Origin of the sequence: Arthrobacter sp. SD76 (assembly GCF_049726125.1) — a bacterium.
GTDB lineage: Bacteria > Actinomycetota > Actinomycetes > Actinomycetales > Micrococcaceae > Arthrobacter > Arthrobacter nitrophenolicus.
The window spans coordinates 3194545-3221488 of record NZ_JBNBLR010000001.1 but is presented as its reverse complement, the minus strand read 5'-3'; the positions used below and the strand labels follow the sequence as shown (position 1 = coordinate 3221488).

Here is a 26944-nt window from a genome sequence, read left to right as displayed (position 1 = left end):
CCATGATCGATTTCGACCCGGGAACAACAGCCCCCACCAAGGGAACCGGTGCCCGCAACGGAGGGGACCTCGTCGTCGAGACGCTGGAGGCGCTGGGCGCGAAGACCGTCTTCGGCATTCCCGGCCAGCATGCGCTTGGCCTCTTCGACGCCATGGGCCGGGGCAACCTGCAGTTCGTCTCCTCCCGGGTGGAGAACAACAGCGCCTTCGCGGCGGACGGGTATTCCCGTGCGACCGGTGAGGTGGGGGTCCTGTTCCTCTCCACCGGGCCCGGTGCGCTGACCTCGCTGGCCGGCCTGCAGGAGGCCTATGCAACGGGCGTCCCGATGGTGGTGGTGGCGAGCCAGATCCCGCTCGAAGGGCTGGGTGCCCGCCGCAAGGGCATGCTGCACCAGCTCGATGACCAGAAGGCCTCGGCGGCGAACGTCACCAAGAGCCAGCGGCTGATCCAGCATGCTTCCGGCATCCCGTCCGCCATCCAGGACGCCTGGACCGAGGCGATCTCCTCGCCGCAGGGGCCGGTCTGGATCGAGATCCCGCAGAACGTGCTGCTGGACCCGATCATGGTCCCGCCGGTGGAAGACGCCCTGGCTGAAGCCGCGGACAACCCTCCCCGGGTGGAGCTGGTCCGCGAGGCGGTGAAGTGGCTGGAAGCGGCCGAACGTCCGGCGATCATCGCAGGCGGCGGAACCCGCCGTGGACGTGCCGAAAAATCGCTGCTGTCCATCGCGGAGAAACTGCGCGCGCCGGTGATCTGCACCCCCGGCGGGAACGGCGCATTCCCGTGGAACCACGAGCTGTCCCTGCAGTCCTGGATCGAGGACCGCCACATGACGGACCTGCTTGAGGATGCGGACGTGCTGGTGGTCATCGGCTCGTCGCTGGGCGAGGTCACGTCCAACTACTTCACCTTCGAACCGCGCGGCAGGATCATCCAGATCGACGCCGAACCCCGCGTGCTGGAGTCCAACCGCCCCGGCCTGGGCATCCGTGCCGACGCCGGCCAGGCGCTCGCCGCCCTGGACGAAGCGCTGAGTCCGGAGAGGGCAGTGGAACCGGGCTGGCACGGGGTGCCGCCTGAGGAGCTGGTCAAGGAATCACTGGCTAAGGTCAAAGCCCGGCTGGAGTCGCAGGACCTGGGCAAAGAGCTGAAATTCATGGCCGATATCCGCGAGGCGGTGCCGGCGGACATGCAGACGTTCTGGGACATGACCATCGCGGCGTACTGGGCCTGGTCCTGCTGGGATGCGCGGGAAGGGCAGTTCCATTCCGCGCAGGGTGCCGGCGGCCTGGGCTACGGTTTTCCCGCGGCAATCGGCGCGGCGGTGGGACTGGAAACGCTCGGCAAGCCGGGGCGGGTCCTGGCCGTGTCCGGCGACGGGTCCTCGATGTACTCCATCTCCGAGCTCGCCACGGCCCGGCAGCACAACGTGCCGGTCACCTGGCTGATAGTGGACGACGGCGGCTACGGCATCCTGCGCGAATACATGGTGGGCGCCTTTGGCAAGGCCACCGCCACTGAGCTGGCCCGCCCCGACTTCGTCAAGCTCGCCGAAGCCTTCGGCGTACCAGCAATCAGGGTGGCCCCCGAGGATGTGGGGGACGCGCTCAGGGCGGGCTTTGCCGCCGACGGGCCGAACGTCGTCGTGGTTGAAACCCTCCTCAAGATGTTCGCGCCCACCCACCTGGACGGCTGACCAGAAACAGAACCGGCACCACACCCGGCTCCATCACGGAGCCGGGGTTTTCTTGTCTCAGAAGCAGATAGTTTCCTAAAGCAATCAATTTCGTATATAGTTGCTTCAGGCAAACAAGTAAGGAGTGCCTGGGTCATGGCAGTAGCACCGGACACGGCAGCAGACCTCGTCTACCAGATCTTCGACCTGCAACGCGCCGTCCGCTGCATCGCCGCGGCCGGTGTCCGCGGCCAGGACACGGGAGTGGCCCTCCAGGGCGTCCTGCGCTTCGTGGGGGAGGGGGAGTCCCGGGCCACGAAGCTCGCGGAACGGCTGGGCGTCAGTGCCCCCGTGCTCAGCCGCCACATCGCCGACCTCGAGGAGCAGGGCCTGGTGGTCCGGCGGCAGGATCCGGAGGACGGCCGCGCCCAGCTGGTGGCCCTCACACCGGCCGGAAAGGACAAGCTGCGGCAGATCGAGGAGCAGCGGACCGCAATCCTGCAGGACTACCTGCGTGACTGGAGCGAGGCGGACGCCGGCAACACGGCGAAAACCCTGCACAAGCTCACCGAATCACTCAAGAAATCAGCCCGGGCAACGGCGGCCGGCATCCCATCAACTCCAGAGGAGCAGAAACATGGTTAGCCAAGCCGCAGCCCCCGCCCACACCGCCGCCACGCCACCTGTGGCAGCGCCGGAGATGTCACACCGCCAGATCATGGAGGCCCTCACCGGGCTCCTGGCAGCCTTCTTCACCGCCATCCTCAGCAGCACCATCGTGGCCAACGCGCTGCCCACCATCATGTCCGACCTGCACGGCACCCAGACCGACTTCGCCTGGGTGATCACCGCCGCCCTGCTGGCCAACGCCGCCACCACACCCATCTGGGCAAGCTCGCCGACCTGTTCAACAAGAAGGTCCTGGTCCAGCTCAGCATCGTCATCTTCGTCGCAGGGTCGGTCATGGCCGGACTCTCCGAAACCATCCCGCTGCTGCTGGGTGCCCGGGTGATCCAGGGTATTGCCATGGGCGGCCTCACGGCCCTGGCCGGCAGGCCATTATCGGCACCATGATTCCGCCCCGGAACAGGGGCAAGTACTCCGGCTACATGGGAGCCGTCATGGCCGTGGGAACCGCGGGCGGTCCTCTCCTGGGCGGCTTCATCGTGGACAGCCCGCTGGGCTGGCGCTGGACATTCTTCGTGTGCGTGCCGCTCGCCGTCGTCGCCCTCATCCTGCTGCAGGTCACCCTCAAGATCCAGCACGTCCGGCGCCCGGCGAAGATCGACTGGCTGGGATCGATCCTGCTGACCACGGGCGTGAGCCTGCTCCTGATCTGGGTGTCCTTCGCGGGCAACCCCGACTACTACGACTGGATCTCCTGGCAGTCCGCCCTGATGGTGGGAGGCGGCGTCCTCCTCCTGGCGCTGCTGGTGCTGGTGGAGTCCAAGGTGGAACAGCCCATCATTCCGCTGAAGATCATCTCCGAACGCACAACGGCGCTGGCCATCCTGGCCTCCGTGGCAGTGGGCGTGGCCATGTTCGGATCCTCCACCTTCCTGGGCCAGTACTTCCAGGTGGCCCGCGGCGCCACGCCCACCGAGGCAGGCCTGCTCACCCTGCCCATGATTGCCGGCAACCTTGCCGGCTCCGTGGCCTCGGGGCTCCTGATCACCCGGACGGGAAAGTGGAAGGGCTACCTGATTGCCGGTTCCGTCCTGCTGATCGGCGGGCTGGGGCTGTCCGGCACCATGGACCACACCACCGAACTGTGGCACGCAGGCGTCTTCACCGCAGTCCTGGGCCTCGGCCTGGGGATGCTGATGCAGAACCTCGTCCTGGCTGTGCAGAACACCGTCCGAGCCTCCGACATCGGAAGCGCCAGCGCCTCGGTGGCCTTCTTCCGCTCGGTGGGCGGCGCCATCGGCGTCTCGGTCCTGGGTGCCGTCCTCGCCAACAGGGTCAGCGAACTGGCCACCCGGGGAATGGCCGCCGCCGGAATCCCCGTCCAGGGCGGCAGCGCCGGCAGCAGCCTGGACCTGGCACACATGCCCGAACCGGTCCGCGAGATCATGCGTGCCGCGTACGGTGATGCCACGGCAGAGGTGTTCCTGATTTCCGCCGCGGTTGCCGCGGTGGCACTGGTAGCAGTCCTCTTCATCAAGGAAAAGCCGCTGCGCCGCACCGTGGACATCCAGCCTGCAGTGGAGGCGGAAAGTACGACGCCGGAACTTGCCCCAGCGGCCAGGTAACCTGCCGCGGTACTCCCCGCGGATGATCTTCTGTACGGTTTGTTCCCCGCCGGGGAGGAGTTTCGTAGAGTGAGAAGGCTAAGGATGTCAGCCCCGGCTGCTACTACTTAACCCCTCTTCTTACCGAACTTTATCCCTAAGGATCCGCGGGCATGCTCCTCACCCTCATACGGAGGTTTTCCAGGCCGTACACGCCCTACCTGGTGGCGGTCATCGCCTTCCAGCTTGCCTCCACCATTGCCGCGCTCTATCTTCCCAGCCTCAACGCGCAGATCATTGACGAAGGGGTGTCCCGCGGGGACACGGACTTCATCTGGCGCACCGGCATGGTGATGCTGCTGGTGGCGTTCGTCCAGGTGGGGACCGCCATCGCCGGCGTGTACTTCGGCTCCAAGACAGCCATGGCCCTGGGCCGGGACCTGCGCCGCGCCGTGTTCCGAAAGGTCACCAGCTTCTCGGCCAAGGACGTTAACGCCTTCGGCGCACCCACGCTGATCACCCGCGGCACCAATGACGTCCAGCAGGTGCAGATGCTGATGCTGATGGCCCTGAACTTCATGGTGGCCACGCCCATCATGTGCATTGGCGGCATCATCATGGCCCTGCGCGAGGACCTCAACCTGTCCTGGCTGGTGTGGGTTTCGGTGCCGCTCCTCACTGTGGTGGTGGGGTACCTGGTGGTCCGGCTGATGCCGCTGTTCCGTTCGATGCAGAAGAAAATCGACCGCATCAACGCGGTCCTCCGCGAGCAGATCATCGGCATCCGGGTGGTGCGGGCCTTTGTCCGGGAACCGTACGAGACGGAGAGGTTCGGCGAGGCCAACCGGGAGCTCACCGATGTGTCGCTGAAGATCGGCGCCCTGTTCGTGCTGATGTTTCCTGCCATCAGCATGATCCTGCACCTGTCCACCGCCGCGGTGCTGTGGTTCGGGGGCCAGCGGGTGGACTCCGGCGACATGCAGGTGGGTGCGCTGACTGCCTTCCTGCAGTACCTGCTGCAGATCCTGGTAGCCGTCATGATGGGCACCTTCATGGCCATGATGATCCCGCGCGCCTCGGTCTGCGCCGACCGCATCGGCGAGGTCCTCGCCGTCGAACCTTCCATCCATGATCCCGAACAGCCAAAGGCTCCGGCCGCGCTGGCCGGGGTGGTGGAATACCGCAACGTCACTTTCGCCTACCCGGGCGCCGAGTCGCCGGTCCTGAGCAACATCAGCTTCACCGCGAGGCCCGGCCAGACCGTGGCCATCATCGGATCCACGGGTGCGGGCAAAACCTCTCTGCTCTCGCTCCTGCCCCGCCTCTACGACCCCGTCGAGGGCGAGGTGCTCCTGGACGGTGTCCCGGTCAGCAGGCTGGACCGGGCGGAAATCACCAAGCGGGTGGCCCTGGTGCCGCAGCGGCCCTACCTCTTCTCCGGCACCATCGAGCACAACCTGCGGTTCGGGAAGTCAGAGGCCACGGACCGGGAACTCTGGGACGCGCTGCGGGTAGCCCAGGGCGAATCGTTCGTCCGGGACAAGAAGAACGGCCTGGACGCCAGGATCGCCCAGGGCGGAACCAACGTTTCCGGCGGCCAGCGGCAGCGGCTCTGCATCGCCCGGGCACTGGTCACCAAGCCGCGGGTATACCTGTTTGACGACTCGTTCTCCGCCCTCGACGTCGCCACCGACGCCCGCCTGCGCGCCGCCTTGAAGCAGACCACCGCGGACGCCACGGTCATCATCGTGGCCCAGCGGGTGTCCACCATCACCGAGGCAGACCAGATCCTGGTGCTGGACAATGGCCGGATCGTGGACCGTGGAACCCATGAGGAACTGCTGGAAACATCACCCACCTACCAGGAAATTGTTGAATCGCAGCTGAGCGTGGAGGAAATGGCATGAGCCCCCGCAAGAAGGACTCCACGTCCATCAAAGAAACGCCAGGACCGGCTGCATCCGCCCCCGGTGCGGGGGTGCTGCAGGACGACGACTTCGTGGAGGAGGAGTACAAGCCCTCCGAGGCCGACGGCGACATGTTCGGCGGGATGCCCGCCAAGAAGGCAGAGCACTTCTGGCCGTCAGCAAAGCGGCTGATGGGGTTGCTGAAACCCGAGGCGCTGGGCATCTACGTGGTGGTGGGCATGGTGATCGTCGCCGTCGTGCTCAACGTCATCGCCCCCAAGATCCTGGGCCAGGCGATGGACGTCATCTTCGCCGGCGTGGTGGGCAAGCAGCTTCCCGCCGGCGTCAGCAAGGAACAGTTCGTGGACGGGCTGCGCCAGCAGGGCCAGGACAATTTCGCGGACATGGTCGCCCGGATGGAACTGGTGCCCGGTGCCGGCATCGACTTCGACAAGCTGACCATGCTCATCGCCGTCGTCCTGCTGATGTACTTCGTGGCGAACATCTTCCTTTGGCTGCAGGGCTACGTGCTGAACCGCATCGTCATGAAGGTGATCCGCCGGCTTCGCGACGACACCGAAAAGAAGCTCAACCGCCTGCCGCTGAACTATTTCGACACCCGCCAGCGCGGCGACGTCCTGTCCCGGGTAACCAACGACATCGACAACATCCAGCAGGCGCTCCAGCAGGCCTTCGCCCAGCTGATCAATTCCGTCCTCACCGTGCTGGGCATCGTGATCATGATGTTCATCGTGTCCTGGCAGCTGGCCCTGATCGCGCTCATCGCACTGCCCCTCTCCGGCGTTGCCGCCGGCATGATCGGGGTGCGCAGCCAGAAGCTGTTCGCTGCGCAGTGGAAGAACACCGGCACGCTCAACGGCCAGATCGAGGAGTCGTTCTCCGGGCACGACCTGGTGCGGGTCTTCGGCCGGGACGCGGACATGCTGGAGCGGTTCGAGGAACGCAACGAGGCCCTGTACAAGGCCAGCTTCGGCGCCCAGTTCGTGTCCGGCATCATCTTCCCGGTGATGCAGTTCGTTTCCTACCTCAGCTACGTGGGCATCGCGGTGGTGGGTGGCCTGCGGGTTGCCTCCGGGTCGATGTCGCTGGGCGACGCCACCGCGTTCATCCAGTACTCCCGAGAGTTCACCCAGCCGCTGGGCCAGATGGCCGGGATGGCCAACATGCTCCAGTCCGGCGTGGCCTCCGCGGAACGAGCATTCGAATTCCTGGACGCGGACGAGCAGGACCCGGAGACCCCCACCGAACACCTGCCCGCCAAGACCGACGGGCACGTGGAATTCCGGAACGTCACGTTCAGCTACACCGAGGACCGGAAGCTCATCGAGAACCTGTCCTTCACCGCGGAGCCCGGAAACACGGTGGCCATCGTGGGGCCAACCGGTGCCGGAAGACCACCCTGGTCAACCTGGTGATGCGGTTCTATGAGCTGAACTCCGGCTCCATCACCCTGGACGGAGTGGACATCACCCACCTCAGCCGTTCCGAGCTGCGCTCCAAGGTGGGCATGGTGCTGCAGGACGCGTGGCTGTTCGGCGGGTCCATCTACGACAACATCCGCTACGGCAACCTGGACGCCACGGAGGAAGAGATCATGGCCGCTGCCAGGGCCACGTTCGTGGACCGCTTTGTGCGTGCCCTGCCCGAGGGCTACAACACCGTCATCGACGAGGAAGGCAACAACGTCAGCGCCGGCGAGAAGCAGCTGATCACCATTGCCAGGGCGTTCGTGGCCAACCCCTCCCTGCTCATCCTCGATGAAGCCACGAGCTCCGTGGACACCCGTACCGAGCTCCTGGTGCAGAAGGCCATGGCGGCCCTCCGTTCGGACCGGACCAGCTTCGTCATCGCGCACCGGCTTTCCACCATCCGGGATGCCGATACCATCCTGGTGATGGAAGACGGCAAGATCGTGGAGCAGGGGAACCACAAGGTGCTCCTTGCCGCCGAAGGCGCCTACCACCGGCTGTACATGTCCCAGTTCGCTGGGGCGGACGCCGGCGAGGTGCCGGAAGACGATTCGACGGCGGTACACAGCTGAGCGCGCAGGAAGGCCACGTGGGGCAGGACAACAGCAGGAACGGTAATGAGCGGATCGAGGTCCTGGTACCGATGCGCTGGGGCGACATGGATGCCTACGGGCACATCAACAACGTGCAGATCGTCCGGATGCTGGAGGAAGCCAGGATCGGTGCCTTCGGCCCGCCGAAGGGTGCGGGGCTGCCGGGCATCGAGCCCAAGGTTTCGCTGTTCAACGCCGTCCCGGACGGCACCATGGCCCTGGTGGTGGACCACAAGATCCGCTACGTGCGGACCCTCGAGTACCGGAACGTCCCCGCAGTGGTGCAGGTGTGGATCGGCTCCGTCAAGGGTGCCAGCTTCGACATCCACTACCTCATCCAGGACCCCGTCACGGGGGAGGACTGCGTGAAGGCCAGCAGCCACCTGGCGTTTGTGGATGAGGCCACCGGCAGGGTGCAGCGGCTGACGCCCGAGCAAAAGGACAGAACGGCCCCCTACAGGCACTAAGCCTCTGGACAACACTCCAGCGGGCAGACTGGACTGGAACCACCCGAGCGAAAGGAAACCCAGATGGCCAAGAACAAGACCAGCCCCGCCAGGAAGAAGAAGACCTGGAAGGAGATGTCCCCGTCGGCAAAGGCGGGCACCATCATTGTGGGCATCGCCCAGATGTCGCTGCTGGTGGCAGCGCAGCGGGACATCTCTCGGCGGCCCGCCGCCCAGATCAACGGACCGAAAGCCGCATGGCGGGCCGCGTCCTTCATCAATTTCATCGGGCCCATGGGCTACTTCATCTTTGGCCGCAAGCGGCTGCCCGGGGCCAAGTAGCCAAGCGGCAGGAGGCGGGGTGCCGGTGGTTCCGGCCAGCAGTATTGCGTAGGCGTGGAGCGGCCGTCCAGCTTCACCCTGTAAATTTGGATCCATGACCCCCGCCTCCACTGCTGCCATGACCCGCGCCCCCGGCATCTCCCGGGAAATCGAGGACGCGGCCTGGTTCGTCCTCGGCCCCGGGCTGCAGGGCAAGCCGTCGGCGCTGGACGGGCGGACCCTGACCTGGACCTCGGAGGCGGCGGCGGAGCTGGCGGAGAGGCTGGAGCGGCGCGCGCCGGACCCCAAGGCGCCCATGATGACCAACCTCCGGCAAAACCTCGACGGCGCGTCCCGGGAAGCCAAGCAGCTGGCAGTCGAACTGCTCTTCCTGCAGTCCCTGCCGCTGGCCCACGAGGTGAAGTCGCTGAAGGTCAAGCGCGCCCGCGTGGCAGAGGCTGCGTCATGGCTGGAGCCTCCCCTTGAGCTGCCCGAAGAGCTCTACCAGGGCATGACGGACCACGGCGTCATCAGGGACCGGACAGCGGAGTTCAACTGGACCATCTGGGACCACCTGAAATGGCTGTGCCGTTTCGTGCAGCACGTGGACCAGCAGCCGCCCACCAGCATCACCGCGGCGCTGCTGGACCCGCTGAAGTTCCATGCCCTGGCGGCCGGCACCCCGGACGACCAGCCCGCCATCCGCCGCAGCATCGAATTCCTGGCCTGGCCCAGCTACTTCGAGCCCGTGGTGGCCGACGTCGAGCGGCAGGAAATCCGGGATGCTTTCGCTTCGCTGGTGGGCGGGGCAAAGGGCGACAGCGAAGAGGACATCACCGCCGATATCCACCGCATCCGCCTGCACCTCGACGAGCAGGCAGGACAGCGCATCGACTGGTACGCCCGGCAGCTGGTCAGCCAATGGCGCAAGGTGGGCGACCCCGGGCACCGGGCCTGGCTGCTGCGGACCCACGGCGACAACACCGAACTGCTCACCGCCTGGCAGGGCGAGGAGAAGGTGACGCTCGACGTCGAACACCTCCGGCTGCTGGACCCGGCGTCACCGCCGGAGTGGTGCAGCACGCGGTGGACGAGGATTACAAACACCTTGGCTATGTGGAACGCGAGGACACCAAGACGGCCGTCTTCGCCTTCCTGACCGTCATGAAACCGGGCGACCTGGTCCTGTACCAGCACGCCGGCGCCGTGCGGCTGGGCGGCGTGCTGGGCGAACCCGACTACAACGACGACAACCGGCGGCTGCGCCGCAAGGTCCGCTGGTTTGACGAGGGGCACGCTACGGCGAGCCTGCCCCGCCACGTCCAGCGCCAGCTGGCCACCGCGGGCATCGTGGTCGACGTGACCCGCGTGATGCCGGCCCTGCAGGCCCTCCTGCCGCCGGAAGCCGAAACGGAACCGGACAGCGACACGGAAGGCGCCGCCGTCGTACCTCCGGTCCAGGAAGGCTTCCGCCGGCTGACCCCCGAATTCGCCGACTCGCTGCACATGGGGCTGGAACCCCTGCAGGAGATCGCGGACCTGCTGGAGGAGAACCGGCAGCTGGTCCTGTACGGCCCGCCCGGCACCGGAAAAACGTACCTGGCCAAGCACCTCGCCGCGGAGCTGGCCGACGACACCACCGACGAACGGGTCAAACTGGTGCAGTTCCACCCGTCCTACGCCTACGAGGACTTCTTCGAGGGCTACCGGCCGGACAAGACAGACGACGGCCAGGTGTCCTTCAAGCTGGTGGCCGGACCGCTGCGGCGCCTCGCGGAGGAGGCCGCCAAGCCCGGCAACGAAAAGAAGCCCTACTTCCTGATCATCGATGAGATGAACCGGGCCAACCTGGCCAAGGTGTTCGGCGAGCTGTACTTCCTGCTGGAGTACCGGGACGACCGCATCTACCTGCAGTACAGCCCCAACGAGCCGTTCACGCTGCCGGACAACCTCTACATCATCGGCACCATGAACACCGCGGACCGTTCCATCGCGATGATGGACGCAGCCATCCGCCGTCGGTTCTCCTTCATCGAACTGCACCCGCAGACCGAACCGGTCAAGGGCTCGCTGCTCCGGTTCCTGCAGGCCCGGCAGCTGGATACCACCCCGGCGCTGCTGCTGGATGCCCTGAACAGTGCCATCGACGAGTGGGACCGTGACCTGATGATCGGCCCGTCCTACTTCATGAAGCCGGCGGCCCAGACTCCCGCCGGGCTGCGCCGGATCTGGAAGTACGAGCTGATGCCGCTGCTGGAGGAGCACTACCACGGCCAGCTCACCCGGGCGCAGCTGGAAGAGCGCTTCGGGCTGGACCAGCTGCTGGGACGCCTTGCAGCAGGGTAGCCGCGCAGCATCACGGCGGCATCTGGTCCTGGACGAACTGTCCCGGGGCATCGTGGAACGTCTGGACCCTGCCAGCGCCTCGTTCGTGAATTCGAGCGGCCTGGCGAAGGCCTCTCCCATGGGCATGGGCCTGTACCGGATCGAACCGGTGGGCAAGGTGGGCTCGGTCCGCACGCCCACGGTCCAGCTGGATGTGCGGCCCAAGGACCGGCTGGGGCTCAGCCGGCTCCTGTTCCTGCTCAGCTACGCGGCTGACCAGGGTTTCCGGCCTGACACCGTTGCCGCCGCCGAGGAGGGCGGGCTGTGGAGCGCGTTGGCCGAGTCGCTCGCACAGCTGGCGGAGCGAGCCCTGGGCCGCGGCGTGCTGCAGGGCTACCTGACAGTGGACGAGTCGCTGCGGACCGTCAAGGGCCGGATCCGGATTTCGGACCAGATCTCGCGGCGGCCGGGCATGCTGGTGCCCCTTGAAGTTTCCTATGACGAGTTCACCGAGGACATCGCCGAGAACCGGATCCTGCGCGCCGCACTTGAGCGGATGGGGCAGGTTCCGGGGGTCCGCCCGGAGGTGCTGAGCCGGCTCCGCCAGCTGAAGGGAAAGCTCGACGACGTCACACGGCTTGCCGCCGGCGCCCCGCTGCCGCCGTGGAAACCCACCCGGATGAACCTGCGCTACCACGCGGTGCTCCGGCTCGCCGAAGTGATCCTGCGCAACGCATCGGCAGAAGCGGGCGAGGGCGGGCAGCAGACGGCCTCGTTCGTGGTGGACATGGCCCGGGTGTTCGAGGACTTCGTCGGCGCAGCCCTGCGGGCGGCCATGGCGGAATACCCGGGGGAGCTGCGGCTGCGGTACAACGCGCTGCTGAGCGAGGCCGTGCGGGACACGGACAGGCTGCAGGTCCGTCCGGACGCCGTGCACCTGCTGGGCGGACGGCCGGTGGTGGTCTACAACGCCAAGTACAAGGCGGCTTCGGATGCCGGCGCCTCGCTGACGGCCGACCACTACCAGATGCTTGCACACTGCACCGCCCTGGCCGTGCCCACCGCCTGGCTGGTCTACGCGGGTGCGGGGGAGATGAAGCTCCGCCGGATCCTCAACACGGACATCGACATCGTGGAGTTTCCGCTGGACCTTTCCCTGCCACCGTCGGACATCCTGGCCTCCGTCCGGGAGCTGGCCCGGCAGTCCTGGGGAGAAGTGGTCCGGCAGCATTCGGCGGTTGAGCCTGTCGAAACCACCACGGGTTTCGACAAGCTCAACCAACGGTGATTGAGCCTGTCGAAATCTAGACCGGGACCCGGAACGTGAAGGTGGTGCCCTTGCCCAGCTGGCTGTCCACCTCGATCGTCCCGCCGTGCGCTTCGACGATTGCCTTGCTGATGGGCAGGCCCAGGCCGACGCCGGGAATGGCGGTGCGGCGCACGTTGCTGGTGCGGAAGAACTTGGCGAACACTTCGGACGTGTCCTCCGCGGTCATCCCCATGCCGGTGTCCGAGACGCTGCAGGCCAGGTGGCCGTCCTCCTGTGCCAGGCTGACCAGGACGTTCCCGCCGTCGGGGGAGTACTTGATGGCGTTGGACACCAGGTTGTCCAGGACCTGGGAGATGCGGGCGCCGTCCACATGGGCTTCCAGCTTGTCCGGCGTCTCGGCCGCCAGGACCACTCCGGCCACTGCGGCCTTGGGCAGCGCGGAGGACACGCTGGCACGGACCAGCTCGGCAACATCCACTGTGTGCGGAGTGACAATCAGCTGGCCGTTGCGGCTCGCCAGCAGGTCGGACACCAGGGTCAGGAGACGCTCGGAGTTCCGCCGGATGATCTCCAGCATCTCCCGGTCTGACTCCGCCTGGTCGTCGGCCAGCAGGATCTCCACGTAGCCCAGGATGGAGGTCAGCGGGGTGCGGAACTCATGGGAGACGCTGGAGACAAAGTCGTCTTTCGCGGACAGGGCGTTCACCAGGTCCGTCACGTCGCTGAAGGCGATCACCGAGCCGGCAAACTTGCCGTCCGGATCCTTCATGGCACGCGCCGTCGTTACGAAGGCGCGCTGCTCCTTGCCGTCACCCAGCCACACGAGGTAGTCCGTGAAGGTTTCGCCCAGCACGGCGCGGCGGACCGGGCGGTCTTCCACGGGAACCAGGGTTTTGCGGTCTGGTCCGAACACCAGGAGCTGGGATTCGTTCGGGTCCGGGTTGTCCTTGGGACTGGCCAGGACGTGGTTGGCACGCTGTTTCCGGTTCATGAGGACGTCATGGCCGTCGGCATCCACGGCGAGGACGCCCAGATGCACGGTGTCCAGGACTGTATTGAGGAGCGATTCCTGCCGCTGGCTGGTGCGGAGGTTGGCCTGGAGCTGGGCGTCTTTTTCCTCCAGCTCACGCTGCTGCCGCATCATGCTCAGCGTCAGCACGCTCACGGACACACCGATTCCGAGCGTGATGACGGGAAGGAGCAGGGTCCGCGCAAAGTCCTGCGCGGTGAAGGTCCCCTTGATGAGCAGGGGCGCCCACAGGATGGCCAGCGGGGCGAGGAACGCCAGCCACAGGGCCAGCCTGGGTAGTAGCCGGAGGCGCACAGCCAGATCACCGGGAGCACTGCGAGCAGGCCGATGCTGGTCAGGCTCTCCAGGCCGCCTTCCCGCCCAGACCGATGGAGACGAAATCAAGCACGGGAATGGCCAGGAAACTCGTGTACGGCAGCCGCTCCCACGGAACGAGGTAGCAGGAAGCCATCAGCACGAGCTGGGAGACCAGGAACGCGACGAAAAAGGGGTTGCCCATGCCCTGGGGAAAGAACACCCACACCAGGAAAGCCGTCAGGCACGTTGTCACGAAGAGCGGCATCTGGCTCAGTGCTACGCGGTCCCGCAGCCGGTACTCGTGGAAGGGACGCCGGAAGAATCGCAGCCGTCCCGAGGACCAGGCGACGGGATCAGTCATTGCGTGGCGACTTTCGCGCGAGGGTGTAAAGGGCCATAGCAGCAGGATATCCGCAGGCAGCTATACTTCTGACGTTGGCTGCTGAGGGGGCACTATGAGTGATGCACGCGTTGGGCTGGTCATCGAGGATGACCATGATATCCGGGAACTGGTCCGCACGGTCCTGACCCAGGCCGGTTTCGAAGTGACAGTGGCAAGCAGCGGCGCGGAGGGCGTCCTCATCGCGAAGACCCTGAACCCGGACGTCATCACCCTGGACCTCGGCCTGCCGGACATCGACGGCTTTGAGGTATCGCGGCAGATCCGCGAGTTTTCCGACGCCTATATCGTGATGCTCACGGCCCGCACCGAAGAACTGGACACCCTGATCGGGCTGGAGTCCGGCGCGGACGACTACCTCACCAAGCCGTTCCGTCCGCGCGAGCTGCGTGCCCGTATCGCCGCCATGATGCGCCGGCCCCGGTCAGGTGCGGATACCGAGGCGTCCACGGTGGAGGCTGCGGAGGGCAACGGGCACTCCGAACGCGGGAACTACAGCCACAACGGCCTGGAACTCAGCTACGCTTCCCGCACCGTCGTGGTGGACGGCAAGGAAATGAACCTCACCCGCACCGAGTTCGAACTGCTCCATGCCCTGCTCGAGGCCGGCCGGACGGTCCGCACCAAGGCGGACCTGGTGCGCAGGCTGCGGGACGAGGATTACGACGTCGGCAGCTACATCAGCGAGGCCGACGAACGCTCAGTGGAAGTCCACATGGGCAACCTCCGCAAGAAGCTTGGCGATTCCCCCCAGCAGCCGCGCTGGCTGCAAACCGTCCGCGGCGTGGGCTACCGGCTGGCTCCAAGCGAGCACTGAGCCTGCAGCCGGTGCGTCGTCAGTTCGCTGCACAGGTTGATGGGGCGGAGGAACGTGGCGGCCAGCCGGGGAAGGACGACGGCGGCATCGGACGTGCGTGCGTCGGTGCGGATTGCGCCCTCGAGGTCCAAGGCAAGGCCGGCGAGCCGCTCGGCTCCCACCATTTGGCTTGACGTCTTCAGGCTGAGGACTGCATCCACCGAGCCGTCCAGGTCCCCGGTGGTCAGGGCCAGCCGAAGGCGGTCGATGCGCTCCGGCAGGCACTCGATGAAGTTGTCCACGAAGACCCTGCAGTACCCCTCGTCCTCCTCCAGTTCCTCCAGGAGCCGGTCGAGTACGGACTGGTCCACCAACGGCCGGGGGGCATCATCTGAGGCGCTCACGACGCTCCTTTCAGCTGGGAAGAACCATTGACGGAAACGTCGCGGGTTGGTGGTGCTGTGCCCTTTCAGGTTAGGTCTGCGGCCATTTTGCGGCGGGCTTTCCGGGGAGAATTGTGGGTTTCTTGATGGGAGGGCGGGACCTGCGCCCAATACTTGAGCCAGTGCTTCCTGCACGAAAACATCGCGGCTCCGGCCGCCCGTCAGCTGGGGATGGGTGCCTTGTTTCGAATGCTCAGGACGTTAGTTGTCGCTGTCTTCCTTGGGACCGGGCTCGCTCTGTCCGGCGTGCAGCCGGCCGCAGCCGGCGCTCCTGCCGCACAGGTGGCAGTCAACCCGGGGACCGGTCCGGCGGGATCCGCCGTCACGGTTTCCGGTACGGGGTTCAAGGCCTCCACCACGGGAACGGTGATCGTCGGTTCTGCCACGTTCCAGTTCCGCACCACGGCGACCGGTGCCTTCAGCGCCGGCATCACCATTCCCGCTGGCGCCGCCGGGAGCACCACCATCACGGCCAAGACCTCTTCCATCAAGGCCTCCACCGTTTTCGTCGTGCAGGCAGCGCCTGTACCCGCGCCCCAGCCACCCGCCGTCAGCACTGACCCGCTGCGTTTCGGCGTTGGCACTGCCGGGGGAGCCATGGCAGCGGCGGAGTTGGATGAGGTGGCCAATCTCGCCGGGGAGAGTCCCTCGCTGGTCCTGATCTACAAGGACTTCCGGCAGGCCCCGCCCCTGGCAGAGCTGGACGCGGTTCACGCACGGGGAGCCCTGCCGCTTGTGACCTGGGAGCCGTGGGCCTGGGGCGGCGGCGTCAACCAGCCGGCATACTCGCTGGACCGGATTGCGGCAGGGGATTTCGATGCCCGGATCACCGAGTGGGGCCAGGCCCTCGCTGCCTGGGCAAGCCCGTGATGCTGCGCTTCGCCCACGAGATGAACGGCAATTGGTACCCCTGGTCCAAGGGGTCAACGGAAACCAGACCGGCGACTACATTCCGGCCTGGCAGCACGTGCACGATCTTGTGGCGGCTGCCGGAGCAGGCAACGTGCAATGGGTGTGGTCGCCGAACGTTCCCTACTGGGGATCCACAGACCTTGCCGGCCTTTACCCGGGCGCTGCCTATGTGGACGTGGTTGCCCTGGACGGCTACAACTGGGGCACGTCCCAGACGTGGAGCAGCTGGATCATGCCGCAGGACCTGTTCGGCCCCGGCATCGCCCAGCTCCGGACGCTGTCTCCGGGCAAGCCCATCCTCATCGCGGAGACGGCTTCCACCGAGCTGGGCGGTTCCAAGGCCGCCTGGAACACCGAACTCGTGTCCTACCTGGCAGCCCAGCCTGACGTGGTGGGCTTCGTCTGGTTCCACCTGCAGAAGGAGGCCGACTGGCGCATCAACAGCAGTGACTCATCCGCGTCCGCACTTCGAAACGCCTTGCTGGCGCGGCGCAGCTGAATACCGTCAAGAAGCCGGCCGATCAGTGCCGCTTTCCAGGAAGCGCACCAGATGGTCCTCCAGCGCTGAACCGTCCTTGAGCTCGCACTCCCAGACGGTGAGGACCTCCCACCCGGCGTCCTCAAGCTGGCGGCGCTGGCCGGCGTCGCGCTCCCTCGTCCTGGAGCGCTTCGCCGCCCAGAATTCCGCGTTGGCCTTTGGGGCGTGCTGCCCAACCCGGCAATCGTGGAAATGCCAGAAACAGCCGTTCACGAAGATGACTTTGCGGCGGCCTGCGAACACCAGGTCCGGGTTGCCGGGCAGCCGCGACGTACCGGACCTGCCGTGCAGGCGGTAGCGGTAGCCCTTGGCATGGAGCAGCCTGCGCACTAGCAATTCGGGCTTGGTGTTCTTGCCTCGGATCCGGGACATGTTCCAGCTGCGCCGCTCCGGAGTCAGCTTGTCCGCCATACTCCAAGTCTAGGAGTGCTCAGATCTCCCGCTCGGGCTGTTCGCCGAACACGAAGTGCCGGCCGCTGACCGACTTTGGCTCGATCTCCACGTAGAAGTCCTTGAGCGTGGGCACCCAGGTCTTCAGGCCCAGCGCCTCCACGGCCTCCAGCTCTGCCGATTTGTTCAGCACGCGCGCGGTTCCGCGCAGCACCACTGACCAGGCCTCGTCCGAGACGATGCCGTCCGCCTCGAAGAGCACCGTGGAATTGATGGTCAGCTGTGCCAGTTTGTTGCCCGGCGCCGTCCGGAGGTAGATCTTCCGCTCCGCCGTGACGTAGTTGACCGGGAAGATATCCGGTTCGCCCGCAACCGAGACCACCAGCCTGCCGTGCTTGGTGTTCTCCAGAAGGTGCCATGACTGCTCGTCGGTGAGTTCGAGTACGGGTTGGCCGTCTGCGTGTTCAAACATCATGAAGCCATTCTTCTACTCATTGTAGAAACGCGCCAGAGGGTTGCCGGTTTTGCTTCAGCCGCTTTCAGCGGGAGCGGACGTTTGGCCGTGGCGCGAGCAGTGGGCCCACCAGCCCAAAGGGGAAACCTGTACCTTGAGCCGCCGCCCGCACCGGACGCAAAAGCGCGGGGGCTCCAGCTCCAGCCTCACCGCGCACGCCGGGTGAGGGTACGACGGCGGTGTGCTGCCGCCGTCGTACGCTTCCTTCTCGGCGGGGAGGCCGCAGTGCCCGCAGAAGGTGCGGAAGGCTGGGCCCGGTGTAGCGCCGGTGGTTGAGCCCGTCGAAGCCCGGTTCATAGTGTCTTCTGGAGTTCCTTGATGGGCATATTGAGGTCCACCAGGAGGTTGAGGTCGGCGTTGGCGGGCCGGCCGAGGGTGGTGAGGTAGTTGCCGACGATGACGGCGTTGACTCCGCCCAGCAGCCCGTCGCGGGTGCCGAGGTCGCCGAGGGTGAGCTCCCGGCCGCCGGCGTAGCGCAGGACGGTGCGGGGCATGGCGAGGCGGAAGGCGGCGATGGCGCGGAGGGCGTCCTTGCCGTCCATGACCTGCTGGTTCTCCAGCGGGGTGCCCGGCCGGGGGTCGAGGAAGTTCAGCGGGACCTCGTGCGGGTCCAGGGCGGCCAGCTGCGCCGCGAGTTCAGCACGCTGCTCGAGTGTTTCGCCCATGCCGATGAGGGCCCCGCAGCACAGTTCCATGCCGGCGTCCTTGACCATGGCGCAGGTTTCCAGCCGCTCCTCATAGGTGTGGGTGGTGACCACCTGGGGAAAGTCGCTGCGCGCCGTTTCGAGGTTGTGGTTGTAGCGGTGGACGCCCCAGCTGGCCAGTTGGTCCACCTGTCGGCGGGTCAGCATGCCCAGGGAACAGGCGATGTTGATCTCCACTTCCTCGTTGATCCGGTCGATGGCGAACTTGATCTGGTTCATGAGTTTGATGTCCGGCCCGCGGACGGCGGCGACGATGCAGAATTCGGTGGCGCCGGTGGCGGCCGTCTCCTTGGCGGCCTTGACCAGTTCCGGGATGTCTAGCCAGACGCCGCGGACGGGGGAGTCGAAGAGGCCTGACTGGCTGCAGAAGTGGCAGTCCTCGGGGCAGCCGCCGGTCTTGATGGAGATGATGCCCTCCACTTCCACGTCCTCGCCGCAGTGCTTCAGGCGCACCTGGTGGGCGAGGTCAAGGGCAGCAGGAAGAGCCTCGTCCGGCAGGCGCAGGACTTCCACCAGCTGGGCTTCGGACAGGCCGCGGCCCTGTTCCAGGACCTGCTCGCGGGCGGTCTCAAGGATTGGATGCTTGAGGAGTTGCGGTTGAATCGTCATAGGTGGTCCTCCGGCTGGCTTGGATAGCTTCCCTGCCGACGCTAGTTCTGCACTGCCCGCGTGTTTTTGTGGGATGGCCACAACGGCTGGCCGCCGGTTTTGTTGACAGCTTTGGTCAAGACTTAACACAGCGGAAACAGGTCCGTGACTGGACTGTCTTTCCGGCTGGATAGCGTCGCACCGGACCCCCTCCCCGGACGAAAGCGACCCTGACAGATGAGCAACGACCAACGGACACCGCAGCTTCTGGAGGCGCCGGCACCGCCTGGCGCCGCCGTCGTCGGAAGCGCCCCGCCAAACACCGCGGGTGGCAACACCGCGGCACTCAACGCCACGAAGGAAAGCCTGGAGGACTACACGCTGAGGTTTGCTCCGCGGTCCTACCGGAAGTGGAGCGCGGGCGTGGTGGCCACCAGCGCCCTGGGCGGGATCGCCTACCTCGCCGACTTCTCGATCGGCGCGAACATCGGAATCGCCTACGGCACTGTCAACGCGATCCTTGGCATCCTGGTGGCCGCGGTGATCATCTTTGCCACCGGATTCCCGCTGGCGTACTACGCGGCGCGCTACAACATCGACCTCGACCTGATCACGCGCGGCTCCGGCTTCGGCTACTACGGATCCGTGGTCACCAACGTCATTTTTGCCACGTTCACCTTCATCTTCTTCGCGCTTGAAGGCTCCATCATGGCGCAGGGACTCGAGGTTGGCCTGGGGATCCCGCAGTGGCTGGGATATTTTGCGTCCACGGTGATCATCATTCCGCTGGTGATCTACGGGATGAACACGCTGGCCAAGCTGCAGGTGTGGACCACTCCGCTGTGGCTGCTCCTGATGGTGGTGCCCGTGGGGTATCTCCTGGTGTCCCACCCGGAGAGCATCGACACCTTCTTCGCCTACACGGGTGAATCGGGCGACGGCGGGCCCAACCTTGCCTCGGTGATGTTGGCTGCCGGCGTCTGCCTGTCCCTCATGGCGCAGATCGCCGAGCAGATCGACTACCTCCGCTTCATGCCGCCGCGGACCGACGCCAACCGTGGCGCGTGGTGGCGGGCGGTGATCCTGGCCGGGCCCGGCTGGGTGATCTTCGGGGCCATCAAGCAGATCGTTGGCCTGTTCATTGCCATCTACCTGATCGCCACCCTCGATCCTGCCGCGTCCGCGACGGCCAACGAACCTGTCCACCAGTTCCTGGGCGTCTACCGGGAGATGATGCCGGCCTGGCTGGCCATGGCCCTCGCGGTGGTGCTGGTGGTCATTTCGCAGATCAAGATCAACGTGACCAACGCCTACTCCGGTTCGCTGGCCTGGACCAACAGCTTCACCCGCATTACCAAGACGTACCCCGGGCGGATGGTGTTCGTGGTGGTGAACCTGGCCATCGCACTTGTCCTGATGGAAGCCAACATGTTCGACTTCCTCAACACCATCCTCGGCTTCTACGCCAACTGCGCCATGGCCTGGGTTGTGACGGTGGCGTCCGATATCGCCATCAACAAGTACCTTCTGAAAATCTCCCCGAAGGTGCCCGAGTTCCGCCGGGGGATGCTCTACGCCGTGAACCCGGTGGGCTTCGTGTCCATGCTCCTGTCCGCCGGGATTTCCATCGCTGTGTTCTTTGGCGCGTTCGGGGCAGCCATCCAGCCGTACTCGCCCATCTTCGCGGTGGGCCTGGCGCTGGTTCTTCCGCCGCTGCTGGCCGCGCTGACCCGCGGCCGCTACTACCTGCGGCGCACGGACGACGGCATCGACCTGCCCATGTTCGACGCAGACGGGAACCCCAGCGACACCAAGCTCCTTTGCCACGTGACGGGGATCGAGTTCGAGCGTCCGGACATGGTCCGGTCCGGCCAGGACGCGCCCGACGGCGGCCCGCAGTACGTCTCGTCGCTCGCCCTGTCCACGGACAAGACTGGGAAGCTGGTCCTGCCTGCCCAGCGGTGACGGTCCAATCCGCTGGCGGACGTTCGCCCATAAAGAAAGCCGGTGCCTGGCGGCACCGGCTTTCTTTATTGGTTTTGCCTGTGGATAAGTTTGGTCGACTAATTGTGACGTGGGCTACCCTTAAGGCACTGTCCGGAGCACGCCGTCTTATAACTACTGGGGGAATAGCGGCCCATGGCTTTACACAACGTTGTTACGTCACGTGGTTTCCGGGCTGGAGCGCTCGGCCTGGCAGTTGCTCTTTCCCTTGGACTCGCCGGCTGCAATTCCGGGGAGTCGCCCGGACAGGGCGGGACCACCACTCCTGCGTCGACCAGCCTGGCCACCACCAGCGTCTCGCCAACGCCTACCCCGTCACCCACCGCCGCTTACAAGCCCGCCGACGCCTCCGGCCCAGCCCAGAACGTCCCGGTTCCCGTCATGCCCGGGGTGGCCAAGACTGAGACGAAGGAGGGTCTGGAGGCGTTTACTAAGTACTGGTTCAGCGTCCTTAGCTATTCCTACGAAACAGGTGACACCACTTTGTTTGATGGGCTTGCTCCTAACCCCTGCGAAGCGTGTCAGCAAGCCAGAAAAGTGATTTCGGACTGGCATTCTGAAGGTCGCTGGCTGGTAGGAGGCAAATTATCGACGCCCGTAACGAGTACGACCTTCAACAAGGACGAAAACGAGACATATCAGGTCGCTGTCCAGGTGCACCAAGAGCCTTTGTCCTACATGCGAGCTGATGGGACGTTGGCACGAACGGATCCTCAGGCCCCAGATCAAGGGAACTTGCTCATCGCCGTATTTGGGGACGGCGCATGGTCCGTTGTCGAAGTCGGAAGCATCGTCGGCTAGCCATGGCGTGTTTCCGAGCCCTCTGCCTCCTTTTCGCGGCAATAGCGTTTATCGGGCTGGGAGCTTTACCTGCGCACGCCACGGAGAGCGACGACCCGGAATTCGGCGGCGGATGGAACCCAGGTCTCGGAGTAACCGGTCATAAATGGGATAAGGATCGAAACAAATTTGTTCGTGTTGAACCCGGCGCCGTCTCCACCGATCCCAACGAGTACAAATACGAACTTCAGTGCCATCTTGGCGGGGGAGACTTCGATACCCCCTGCCTGGGCCGGCAGTTGGAGTGCAAGGACGGCCCCGACGGTGAAGACGGGATCCCGGTCATGTGGTTGTCCCGGCCCAGGGGAGTACCGGGTGGCGTCTGGGCGCACCACTCCGGACCCACCTGCCTCTACGACGCGGCGCCGGAGGACCTGCTGCCGCGCATAGCCGCTGACATCCAGCGGGAATTCCAGAACCTGCCCATCAACGCGGGAACCGTAACAGCGCAACCAAGCCCGCACACGCTCCGCGGTGCTGAGACCAACTTCTACGCCGAGGCAGTTGAGCAGCAGTTCGACATCACCATGTTCGGCCAGGCCGTCCATGTGGTCGCCACCCCGGTCCAGTACACCTGGAACTACGGCGACGGCACGGTGTTCGGTCCCCAGCCCTCCATGGGAGGCCCGCTGCCGCAGGACCGCTGGGGTGAAAAGACCCGAACCAGCCATGCTTATGGACAGACCGGCGACTTCCAGGTTGTCCTGACCACTTCCTTCCAGGGCACCTACTCCGTCAACGCCGGCCCGCCGCTGCCCATCCCCGGCCAAGGCCAGTTCAGTGCACCGCCCCAGACCGTCAGCGTCTGGCGTTCGCTGACGCGCAACTACGCCGACGACTGCAACGCCAACCCTCAGGGCCAGGGCTGTCCCGGCGCGGCTGCATCCCGTTAGCCCGTTCCGCAGCATCCAACAGGTTGTGATTCCGGTCGCATCCGGAATAGTTGCACGCGCGCCCCAGTTGGCATGGGCAGTACGTCTTTAGCCTTCGAAAGGAACTGCGCATGCTGTTTTCCCCTCTCACCCTCGGCGAGCTTGAACTCCCCAACCGCCTGGTCATGGCGCCCCTGACCCGGCTCCGCTCCGGTGAGGAAGGCGTCCCCGGTCCGCTCGTCGCCGAACACTACCGCCAGCGCGCCTCCCTGGGCCTCATCGTCAGCGAAGGCACCTACCCCAGCCCCGCGGGCCGCTCCTACCCGGGCCAGCCCGGTATCTTCACCCAGGAACAGATCGCCGGCTGGAAGAAGGTCACCGACGCCGTGCACGCCGAGGGCGGCCGGATGTTCGCGCAGATCATGCATGGCGGGCGGGTTTCGCACCCGGACGTCACCGGCGGCGTCCCCCTGGTCGCGCCGAGCGCCGTCGCCATCGAGGGTGAAGTCCGGACACCTTCCGGAAAGCAGCCGTACCCCGTCCCGCACGCCCTCACCACCGACGAACTGCCCCTGCTGATCCAGGAGATCGTCGACGCCTCGGTGAACGCCATCGAGGCCGGTTTCGACGGCGTGGAGCTGCACTCTGCCAACGGCTACCTACTCCATGAATTCCTGGCCCCCAACTCGAACGTCCGCAATGACAGCTACGGCGGCTCGCCGGAAAACCGGGCCCGCTTCGTCATCGAGACGGTCAACGCCGTGGTGGCAGCGCTGGGCGCCAACCGCGTGGGCATCCGGATTTCCCCGGAGCATAACGTGCAGGGTATCGCCGAGACCGACCCGGCCGATGTGCGCGCCACCTACGAAGTCCTGGTGGACAGCATCGCCCCGCTCAACCTCGCCTACCTGAGCATCCTGCACCACGAACCCACGGGTGAACTCGTGCAGGACCTCCGCGCCCGCTTTGGCGGCACGTTCCTGGTCAATACGGGTTTCGGTGTGGTCACCACGCGGGAAGAGGCAGTGAACCTCGTTGCCGACGGCCACGCGGACGCTGTGGTGGTTGGCCGGCCCGCGATTGCCAACCCTGACCTGGCCCGGCGCTGGAAGGAAGCCCTTCCCCTCAACGAGCCGGATCCGTCCACGTTCTATGCAGATGGCGCTAAGGGGTACATCGACTACCCCGCCTACCAGGGCTAGTCAGCCCGGACACATGGCGACGGCGGCACCTGCAGTGGGTGCCGCCGTCGTTGCTGCGCGGTGTGCTGTCCCGGCAGCGGAGCCGGAAGCCATCCGACGACTTCCGACTTACGTTTTTGATGTGGCCCGCCGGACCCCTCTGGAAGCCGGCGGTGATCAGATGCTACTCCATCGAATTTACTTTTACCAGACCCCCGCCACGGGCAGTTGCCGCACCGGCTGAACAGGCCTACAAAACGGCTTCCCGGCCGGTTCCTTCCTTCATCACCAGCTTGCCGTCCTCGATCGATACGAGCACGCTTTTCGGCTTGCCGGTCACCTTCGTGATCGCCTTGAGCCCGCGGTTGGTCACCTCCACGCCCACCTGGGCGCCCTTCGCCGGCAGCTCCACGGAGACCTCGGACGCTATGCCAAGGATCGGATTGGTGGACACGCCAAGGTCACGCCGCGCCTGTTTACCGTTCACCGTCACGGTGATATTGGCTTCCTCGAACCCCTCCTGAAACACAATCAGCAGTTCCCGCATGGCGGCCTCTTCCTCGAGCTTTGTCCCAGTGACGGCACCTCCACTACAGCACTTTGCGGGCCTGATCGGAATACCCGCGCCGGGCCCGAACCAGCCAGGTCCCGGGCGCTGCGCCGGCAGCAGTGGAGCGGCGCAGGCGGGTAAGGCAAGATGTTCTGGTGACTCAACTGCCGCAAGCACCCTCTTCCGTTCCCTCTGCAGTGCCCACGGGCGACGATGCCATTTACGCCCAAATCGCCACCGAGCTGGGCGTCAAAGCTTGGCAGGTCAGGGCCGCGGTGGAACTGCTCGACGGCGGATCCACCGTCCCGTTCATCGCCCGGTACCGCAAGGAGGCCACCGGCACCCTGGACGACACCCAGCTCCGCGACCTTGAGGAGCGCCTGCGCTACCTTCGTGAACTCGCGGACCGCCGTCGTGCCGTCCTGGAAGCGGTGGAGGCCCAGGGCCAGCTGACCCCGGAGCTGAAGAATGCGATCCTGGCCGCGGACACCAAGTCCCGGCTGGAGGACATCTACCTTCCGTTCAAGTCCAAGCGGCGCACCAAAGCACAGATCGCCCGGGAAGCAGGCCTGGAACCGCTGGCCGAGGCCCTCCTCAAGCGGCCCGACCTCCAGCCCGAGCAGGAGGCGGCGAAATACCTCAACACCGAGCACGCGATCGGCGACGCCGCCGCCGCGCTCGCGGGTGCCCGCGCCATCCTGGTGGAGCGCGCGGCGCAGGATCCCGACCTGGCCGCAACCCTGCGCGAGCGGCTCTGGACGCAGGGCCGCATGGTGTCCCGCGTGAAGAAGGGCAAGGAAGCGGACGGCCAGAAGTTCGCGGACTATTTCGAGTTCGCGCAGGCCCCCGCCGGGATGCCGTCGCACCGGGTCCTTGCGCTGCTGCGCGGCGAGAAGGACGGCATCCTCGAGCTCGACCTCGCCGAGGCGGATCCCGCGGACGACGACGCCCTCGCCGCCGCCCGTTCCCGGTACGAGTCTGCGGTGGCCAGGTGCCTCGGGGTCGCCGACCGCGGCCGGCCCGCCGACGCGTGGCTGATGCAGACCGCCCAGGTGGCGTGGCGGTCCCGCGTGCTGGCCCGTCTCACAGCGGACCTCCGCGGCAGGATGTTTGCCGAAGCGGAGGACGAAGCTGTCCGCGTTTTCGCCGCCAACCTGCGCGACGTGCTCCTGGCAGCCCCCGCCGGCAACCGTGCCACGCTCGGCCTAGACCCGGGCCTGCGCACAGGCGTGAAAGTCGCAGTGGTGGATGGCACCGGCAAAGTGGTGGCCACCGACACCGTGTACCCGCATGCCCCCGCGAAAAAGTGGGACGAAGCCCTGGCCACCCTGGTGAAGCTGGCGCGCCAGCACGCCGTCGAACTCGTGGCCATCGGCAACGGCACCGCATCCCGGGAAACGGACAAGCTCGCCGCCGAGCTGATCAAGCTGCTGCCGGACGTGGACCGGAGACCGCAGAAGCTGGTGGTGTCCGAAGCCGGCGCATCAGTGTACTCGGCATCCGCGCTCGCAGCCGCCGAGCTGCCGGGCATGGACGTTTCGCTGCGCGGCGCGGTGTCCATCGCGCGCCGGCTCCAGGATCCGCTCGCGGAACTGGTGAAGATCGACCCCAAATCTATCGGTGTGGGGCAGTACCAGCATGACGTGACGGCGTCGAAGCTGGACCGCAGCCTGGACGCCGTGGTGGAGGACTGCGTGAACGCCGTGGGAGTGGACGTCAACACCGCTTCGCCCGCGCTCCTCAGCCGGGTGGCCGGCGTCGGGCCCCTGCTGAGCGAAAACATCGTAGCGTACCGGAACGAGCATGGCCCGTTCGCCCGGCGTACCGACCTGAAGAAGGTCCCCCGGCTGGGAGCCAAAGCCTTCGAGCAGTGCGCGGGCTTCCTGCGGATCACCGGGGGAGCGGAGCCACTGGACGCGTCGAGCGTCCACCCGGAGTCCTACGCGGTGGCGCGGAAGATTCTGGTGGCCGCCGGATCTGCGCCCGCTTCCTCGCTGGATGCCAGGGACTTTGTGGATGACACCTTCGGCCTGCCCACCGTCACGGACATCCTGGCCGAACTGGACAAGCCCGGCCGGGACCCGCGCCCTGCCTTTGCTGCCGCCACCTTCTCCGAGGGCATCGAGAAAATTTCCGACCTGAAGCCGGGGATGGTGCTGGAGGGCACTGTGACCAACGTGGCGGCGTTCGGGGCCTTCGTGGATATTGGCGTCCACCAGGACGGCCTGGTCCACGTGTCCGCCCTGGCCAACCGGTTCGTGTCTGATCCCCGCGAGGTAGTGAAGTCCGGCCAGGTGGTCCGGGTGAAGGTTCTGGAGGCGGATCCGGAGCGGAAGCGGATCTCCCTGACGTTGAGGCTCGACGACGAACCCGCCACAGGCGGGAAGGGCACCCGGGGTGCCGGTGCGGGAAAGCCCGCTGCGGAGAGGTCAGGCGGACGGCCGCAGCCTGCCGAGCGCGGGGCGCGGCAGGACGCCGGGCGCAGGCGGCAGGACCACCCGCAAAAGACCGGTGGCCGGAACACCTCCGGCGGCGGCCGTGGATCGTCTCCCAGGCCGGAACCGGCGAACACGGCCATGGCAGAAGCGCTCCGCAGGGCGGGACTGGGGAAATAGTCCGGTAGGGC

Annotated in this window: 17 protein-coding genes and 5 pseudogenes; 16 read left to right on the top strand and 6 right to left on the bottom strand. The window is 66.1% G+C overall.

The window, feature by feature from the left end:
- Nucleotides 1-2 precede the first annotated feature (2 nt).
- The 9 genes and pseudogenes from ACPEE0_RS15580 (at nt 3) to ACPEE0_RS15540 (ending at nt 12277) form a co-directional block, all read left to right on the top strand.
- A complete protein-coding gene (locus ACPEE0_RS15580) occupies nt 3-1697 on the top strand; it encodes a thiamine pyrophosphate-binding protein (protein WP_009356915.1) in 1695 nt (564 codons plus the stop codon).
- Between the two features lie 135 nt (nt 1698-1832).
- Complete coding sequence (locus ACPEE0_RS15575) at nt 1833-2321, top strand: MarR family winged helix-turn-helix transcriptional regulator (protein ID WP_009356916.1); 489 nt, start codon at nt 1833-1835, stop codon at nt 2319-2321.
- Nucleotides 2314-3898, top strand: a pseudogene (locus ACPEE0_RS15570) (MFS transporter); the annotation flags it as partial. The gene ACPEE0_RS15575 and the pseudogene ACPEE0_RS15570, both read left to right, overlap by 8 nt.
- 182 nt (nt 3899-4080) lie before the next feature.
- A complete protein-coding gene (locus ACPEE0_RS15565; RefSeq protein ID WP_354176400.1) occupies nt 4081-5814 on the top strand; it encodes an ABC transporter ATP-binding protein in 1734 nt (577 codons plus the stop codon).
- Nucleotides 5811-7876 (top strand): annotated as a pseudogene (locus ACPEE0_RS15560) (ABC transporter ATP-binding protein). The gene ACPEE0_RS15565 and the pseudogene ACPEE0_RS15560 overlap by 4 nt, the downstream one beginning before the upstream one ends.
- 71 nt (nt 7877-7947) lie before the next feature.
- Entirely contained in the window at nt 7948-8364 is a 417-nt protein-coding gene (locus ACPEE0_RS15555; RefSeq protein ID WP_424575288.1) for an acyl-CoA thioesterase, read from the top strand.
- Between the two features lie 63 nt (nt 8365-8427).
- On the top strand, nt 8428-8685 hold the full coding sequence (locus ACPEE0_RS15550; protein ID WP_009356919.1) for a PLDc N-terminal domain-containing protein: 258 nt from the start codon (nt 8428-8430) through the stop codon (nt 8683-8685).
- A gap of 94 nt (nt 8686-8779) precedes the next feature.
- Nucleotides 8780-11010: pseudogene (locus tag ACPEE0_RS15545) on the top strand (McrB family protein).
- The gene (locus ACPEE0_RS15540) at nt 10997-12277 is read left to right on the top strand and encodes a 5-methylcytosine restriction system specificity protein McrC (RefSeq protein ID WP_009356920.1); all 1281 of its coding nucleotides are present in this window, start codon (nt 10997-10999) and stop codon (nt 12275-12277) included. The pseudogene ACPEE0_RS15545 and the gene ACPEE0_RS15540 overlap by 14 nt, the downstream one beginning before the upstream one ends.
- A gap of 16 nt (nt 12278-12293) precedes the next feature.
- On the opposite strand, the pseudogene ACPEE0_RS15535 reads toward ACPEE0_RS15540, so the two are convergent.
- Nucleotides 12294-13947 (bottom strand): annotated as a pseudogene (locus tag ACPEE0_RS15535) (sensor histidine kinase).
- A 94-nt stretch (nt 13948-14041) separates the two neighbouring features.
- Between ACPEE0_RS15535 and ACPEE0_RS15530 the strand changes: the two are divergent.
- Nucleotides 14042-14803 carry a response regulator transcription factor gene (locus ACPEE0_RS15530; protein ID WP_009356922.1) on the top strand — a complete coding sequence of 254 codons (762 nt, stop codon included), beginning with the start codon at nt 14042-14044 and terminating at the stop codon, nt 14801-14803.
- Here the strand turns inward: ACPEE0_RS15530 and ACPEE0_RS15525 are convergent.
- Nucleotides 14776-15186: an Hpt domain-containing protein gene (locus tag ACPEE0_RS15525; RefSeq protein WP_009356923.1), complete on the bottom strand. Its 411-nt coding sequence runs from the start codon at nt 15184-15186 to the stop codon at nt 14776-14778. The genes ACPEE0_RS15530 and ACPEE0_RS15525 overlap by 28 nt on opposite strands.
- A 228-nt stretch (nt 15187-15414) precedes the next feature.
- Here ACPEE0_RS15525 and ACPEE0_RS15520 point away from each other — a divergent pair.
- Nucleotides 15415-16636: pseudogene (locus tag ACPEE0_RS15520) on the top strand (glycosyl hydrolase).
- A 6-nt stretch (nt 16637-16642) separates the two neighbouring features.
- On the opposite strand, the gene ACPEE0_RS15515 reads toward ACPEE0_RS15520, so the two are convergent.
- From ACPEE0_RS15515 to bioB, 3 genes are all read right to left on the bottom strand, one after another.
- Entirely contained in the window at nt 16643-17086 is a 444-nt protein-coding gene (locus ACPEE0_RS15515) for a very short patch repair endonuclease (protein WP_009356925.1), read from the bottom strand.
- Between the two features lie 19 nt (nt 17087-17105).
- Entirely contained in the window at nt 17106-17540 is a 435-nt protein-coding gene (locus tag ACPEE0_RS15510) for a pyridoxamine 5'-phosphate oxidase family protein (RefSeq protein WP_009356926.1), read from the bottom strand.
- 332 nt (nt 17541-17872) lie between these two features.
- Nucleotides 17873-18892 carry a biotin synthase BioB gene (bioB, locus tag ACPEE0_RS15505; protein ID WP_424574835.1) on the bottom strand — a complete coding sequence of 340 codons (1020 nt, stop codon included), beginning with the start codon at nt 18890-18892 and terminating at the stop codon, nt 17873-17875.
- A gap of 216 nt (nt 18893-19108) precedes the next feature.
- Here bioB and ACPEE0_RS15500 point away from each other — a divergent pair, with 216 nt between their 5' ends.
- From ACPEE0_RS15500 to ACPEE0_RS15485, 4 genes are all read left to right on the top strand, one after another.
- The gene (locus tag ACPEE0_RS15500; RefSeq protein WP_424574834.1) at nt 19109-20836 is read left to right on the top strand and encodes a purine-cytosine permease family protein; all 1728 of its coding nucleotides are present in this window, start codon (nt 19109-19111) and stop codon (nt 20834-20836) included.
- A gap of 174 nt (nt 20837-21010) precedes the next feature.
- Entirely contained in the window at nt 21011-21676 is a 666-nt protein-coding gene (locus ACPEE0_RS15495; protein WP_424574833.1) for a DUF6318 family protein, read from the top strand.
- Nucleotides 21677-21678: 2 nt separating this feature from the next.
- Nucleotides 21679-22608 (top strand): hypothetical protein, encoded by a 930-nt coding sequence (locus tag ACPEE0_RS15490; RefSeq protein ID WP_424574832.1) that lies wholly within the window; start codon nt 21679-21681, stop codon nt 22606-22608.
- Between the two features lie 110 nt (nt 22609-22718).
- On the top strand, nt 22719-23789 hold the full coding sequence (locus tag ACPEE0_RS15485; protein WP_424574831.1) for an alkene reductase: 1071 nt from the start codon (nt 22719-22721) through the stop codon (nt 23787-23789).
- 229 nt (nt 23790-24018) lie between these two features.
- On the opposite strand, the gene ACPEE0_RS15480 is transcribed toward ACPEE0_RS15485, so the two are convergent.
- The gene (locus tag ACPEE0_RS15480; RefSeq protein WP_354176387.1) at nt 24019-24315 is read right to left on the bottom strand and encodes a hypothetical protein; all 297 of its coding nucleotides are present in this window, start codon (nt 24313-24315) and stop codon (nt 24019-24021) included.
- 158 nt (nt 24316-24473) lie between these two features.
- On the opposite strand from ACPEE0_RS15480, the gene ACPEE0_RS15475 reads away from it, so the two are divergent.
- A complete protein-coding gene (locus tag ACPEE0_RS15475; protein WP_424574830.1) occupies nt 24474-26933 on the top strand; it encodes a Tex family protein in 2460 nt (819 codons plus the stop codon).
- Nucleotides 26934-26944 lie beyond the last annotated feature (11 nt).

Bases quoted from the DNA above. Each gene is read 5' to 3' on its own strand.
- ACPEE0_RS15580 (WP_009356915.1), top strand. From the start codon at position 3: ATGATCGATTTCGACCCGGGAACAACAGCCCCCACCAAGGGAACCGGT.
- ACPEE0_RS15575 (WP_009356916.1), top strand. From the start codon at position 1,833: ATGGCAGTAGCACCGGACACGGCAGCAGACCTCGTCTACCAGATCTTC.
- ACPEE0_RS15565 (WP_354176400.1), top strand. From the start codon at position 4,081: ATGCTCCTCACCCTCATACGGAGGTTTTCCAGGCCGTACACGCCCTAC.
- ACPEE0_RS15555 (WP_424575288.1), top strand. From the start codon at position 7,948: ATGCGCTGGGGCGACATGGATGCCTACGGGCACATCAACAACGTGCAG.
- ACPEE0_RS15550 (WP_009356919.1), top strand. From the start codon at position 8,428: ATGGCCAAGAACAAGACCAGCCCCGCCAGGAAGAAGAAGACCTGGAAG.
- ACPEE0_RS15530 (WP_009356922.1), top strand. From the start codon at position 14,042: ATGAGTGATGCACGCGTTGGGCTGGTCATCGAGGATGACCATGATATC.
- ACPEE0_RS15515 (WP_009356925.1), bottom strand. From the start codon at position 17,086: ATGGCGGACAAGCTGACTCCGGAGCGGCGCAGCTGGAACATGTCCCGG.
- ACPEE0_RS15510 (WP_009356926.1), bottom strand. From the start codon at position 17,540: ATGATGTTTGAACACGCAGACGGCCAACCCGTACTCGAACTCACCGAC.
- bioB (WP_424574835.1), bottom strand. From the start codon at position 18,892: ATGACGATTCAACCGCAACTCCTCAAGCATCCAATCCTTGAGACCGCC.
- ACPEE0_RS15500 (WP_424574834.1), top strand. From the start codon at position 19,109: ATGAGCAACGACCAACGGACACCGCAGCTTCTGGAGGCGCCGGCACCG.
- ACPEE0_RS15495 (WP_424574833.1), top strand. From the start codon at position 21,011: ATGGCTTTACACAACGTTGTTACGTCACGTGGTTTCCGGGCTGGAGCG.
- ACPEE0_RS15490 (WP_424574832.1), top strand. From the start codon at position 21,679: ATGGCGTGTTTCCGAGCCCTCTGCCTCCTTTTCGCGGCAATAGCGTTT.
- ACPEE0_RS15485 (WP_424574831.1), top strand. From the start codon at position 22,719: ATGCTGTTTTCCCCTCTCACCCTCGGCGAGCTTGAACTCCCCAACCGC.
- ACPEE0_RS15480 (WP_354176387.1), bottom strand. From the start codon at position 24,315: ATGCGGGAACTGCTGATTGTGTTTCAGGAGGGGTTCGAGGAAGCCAAT.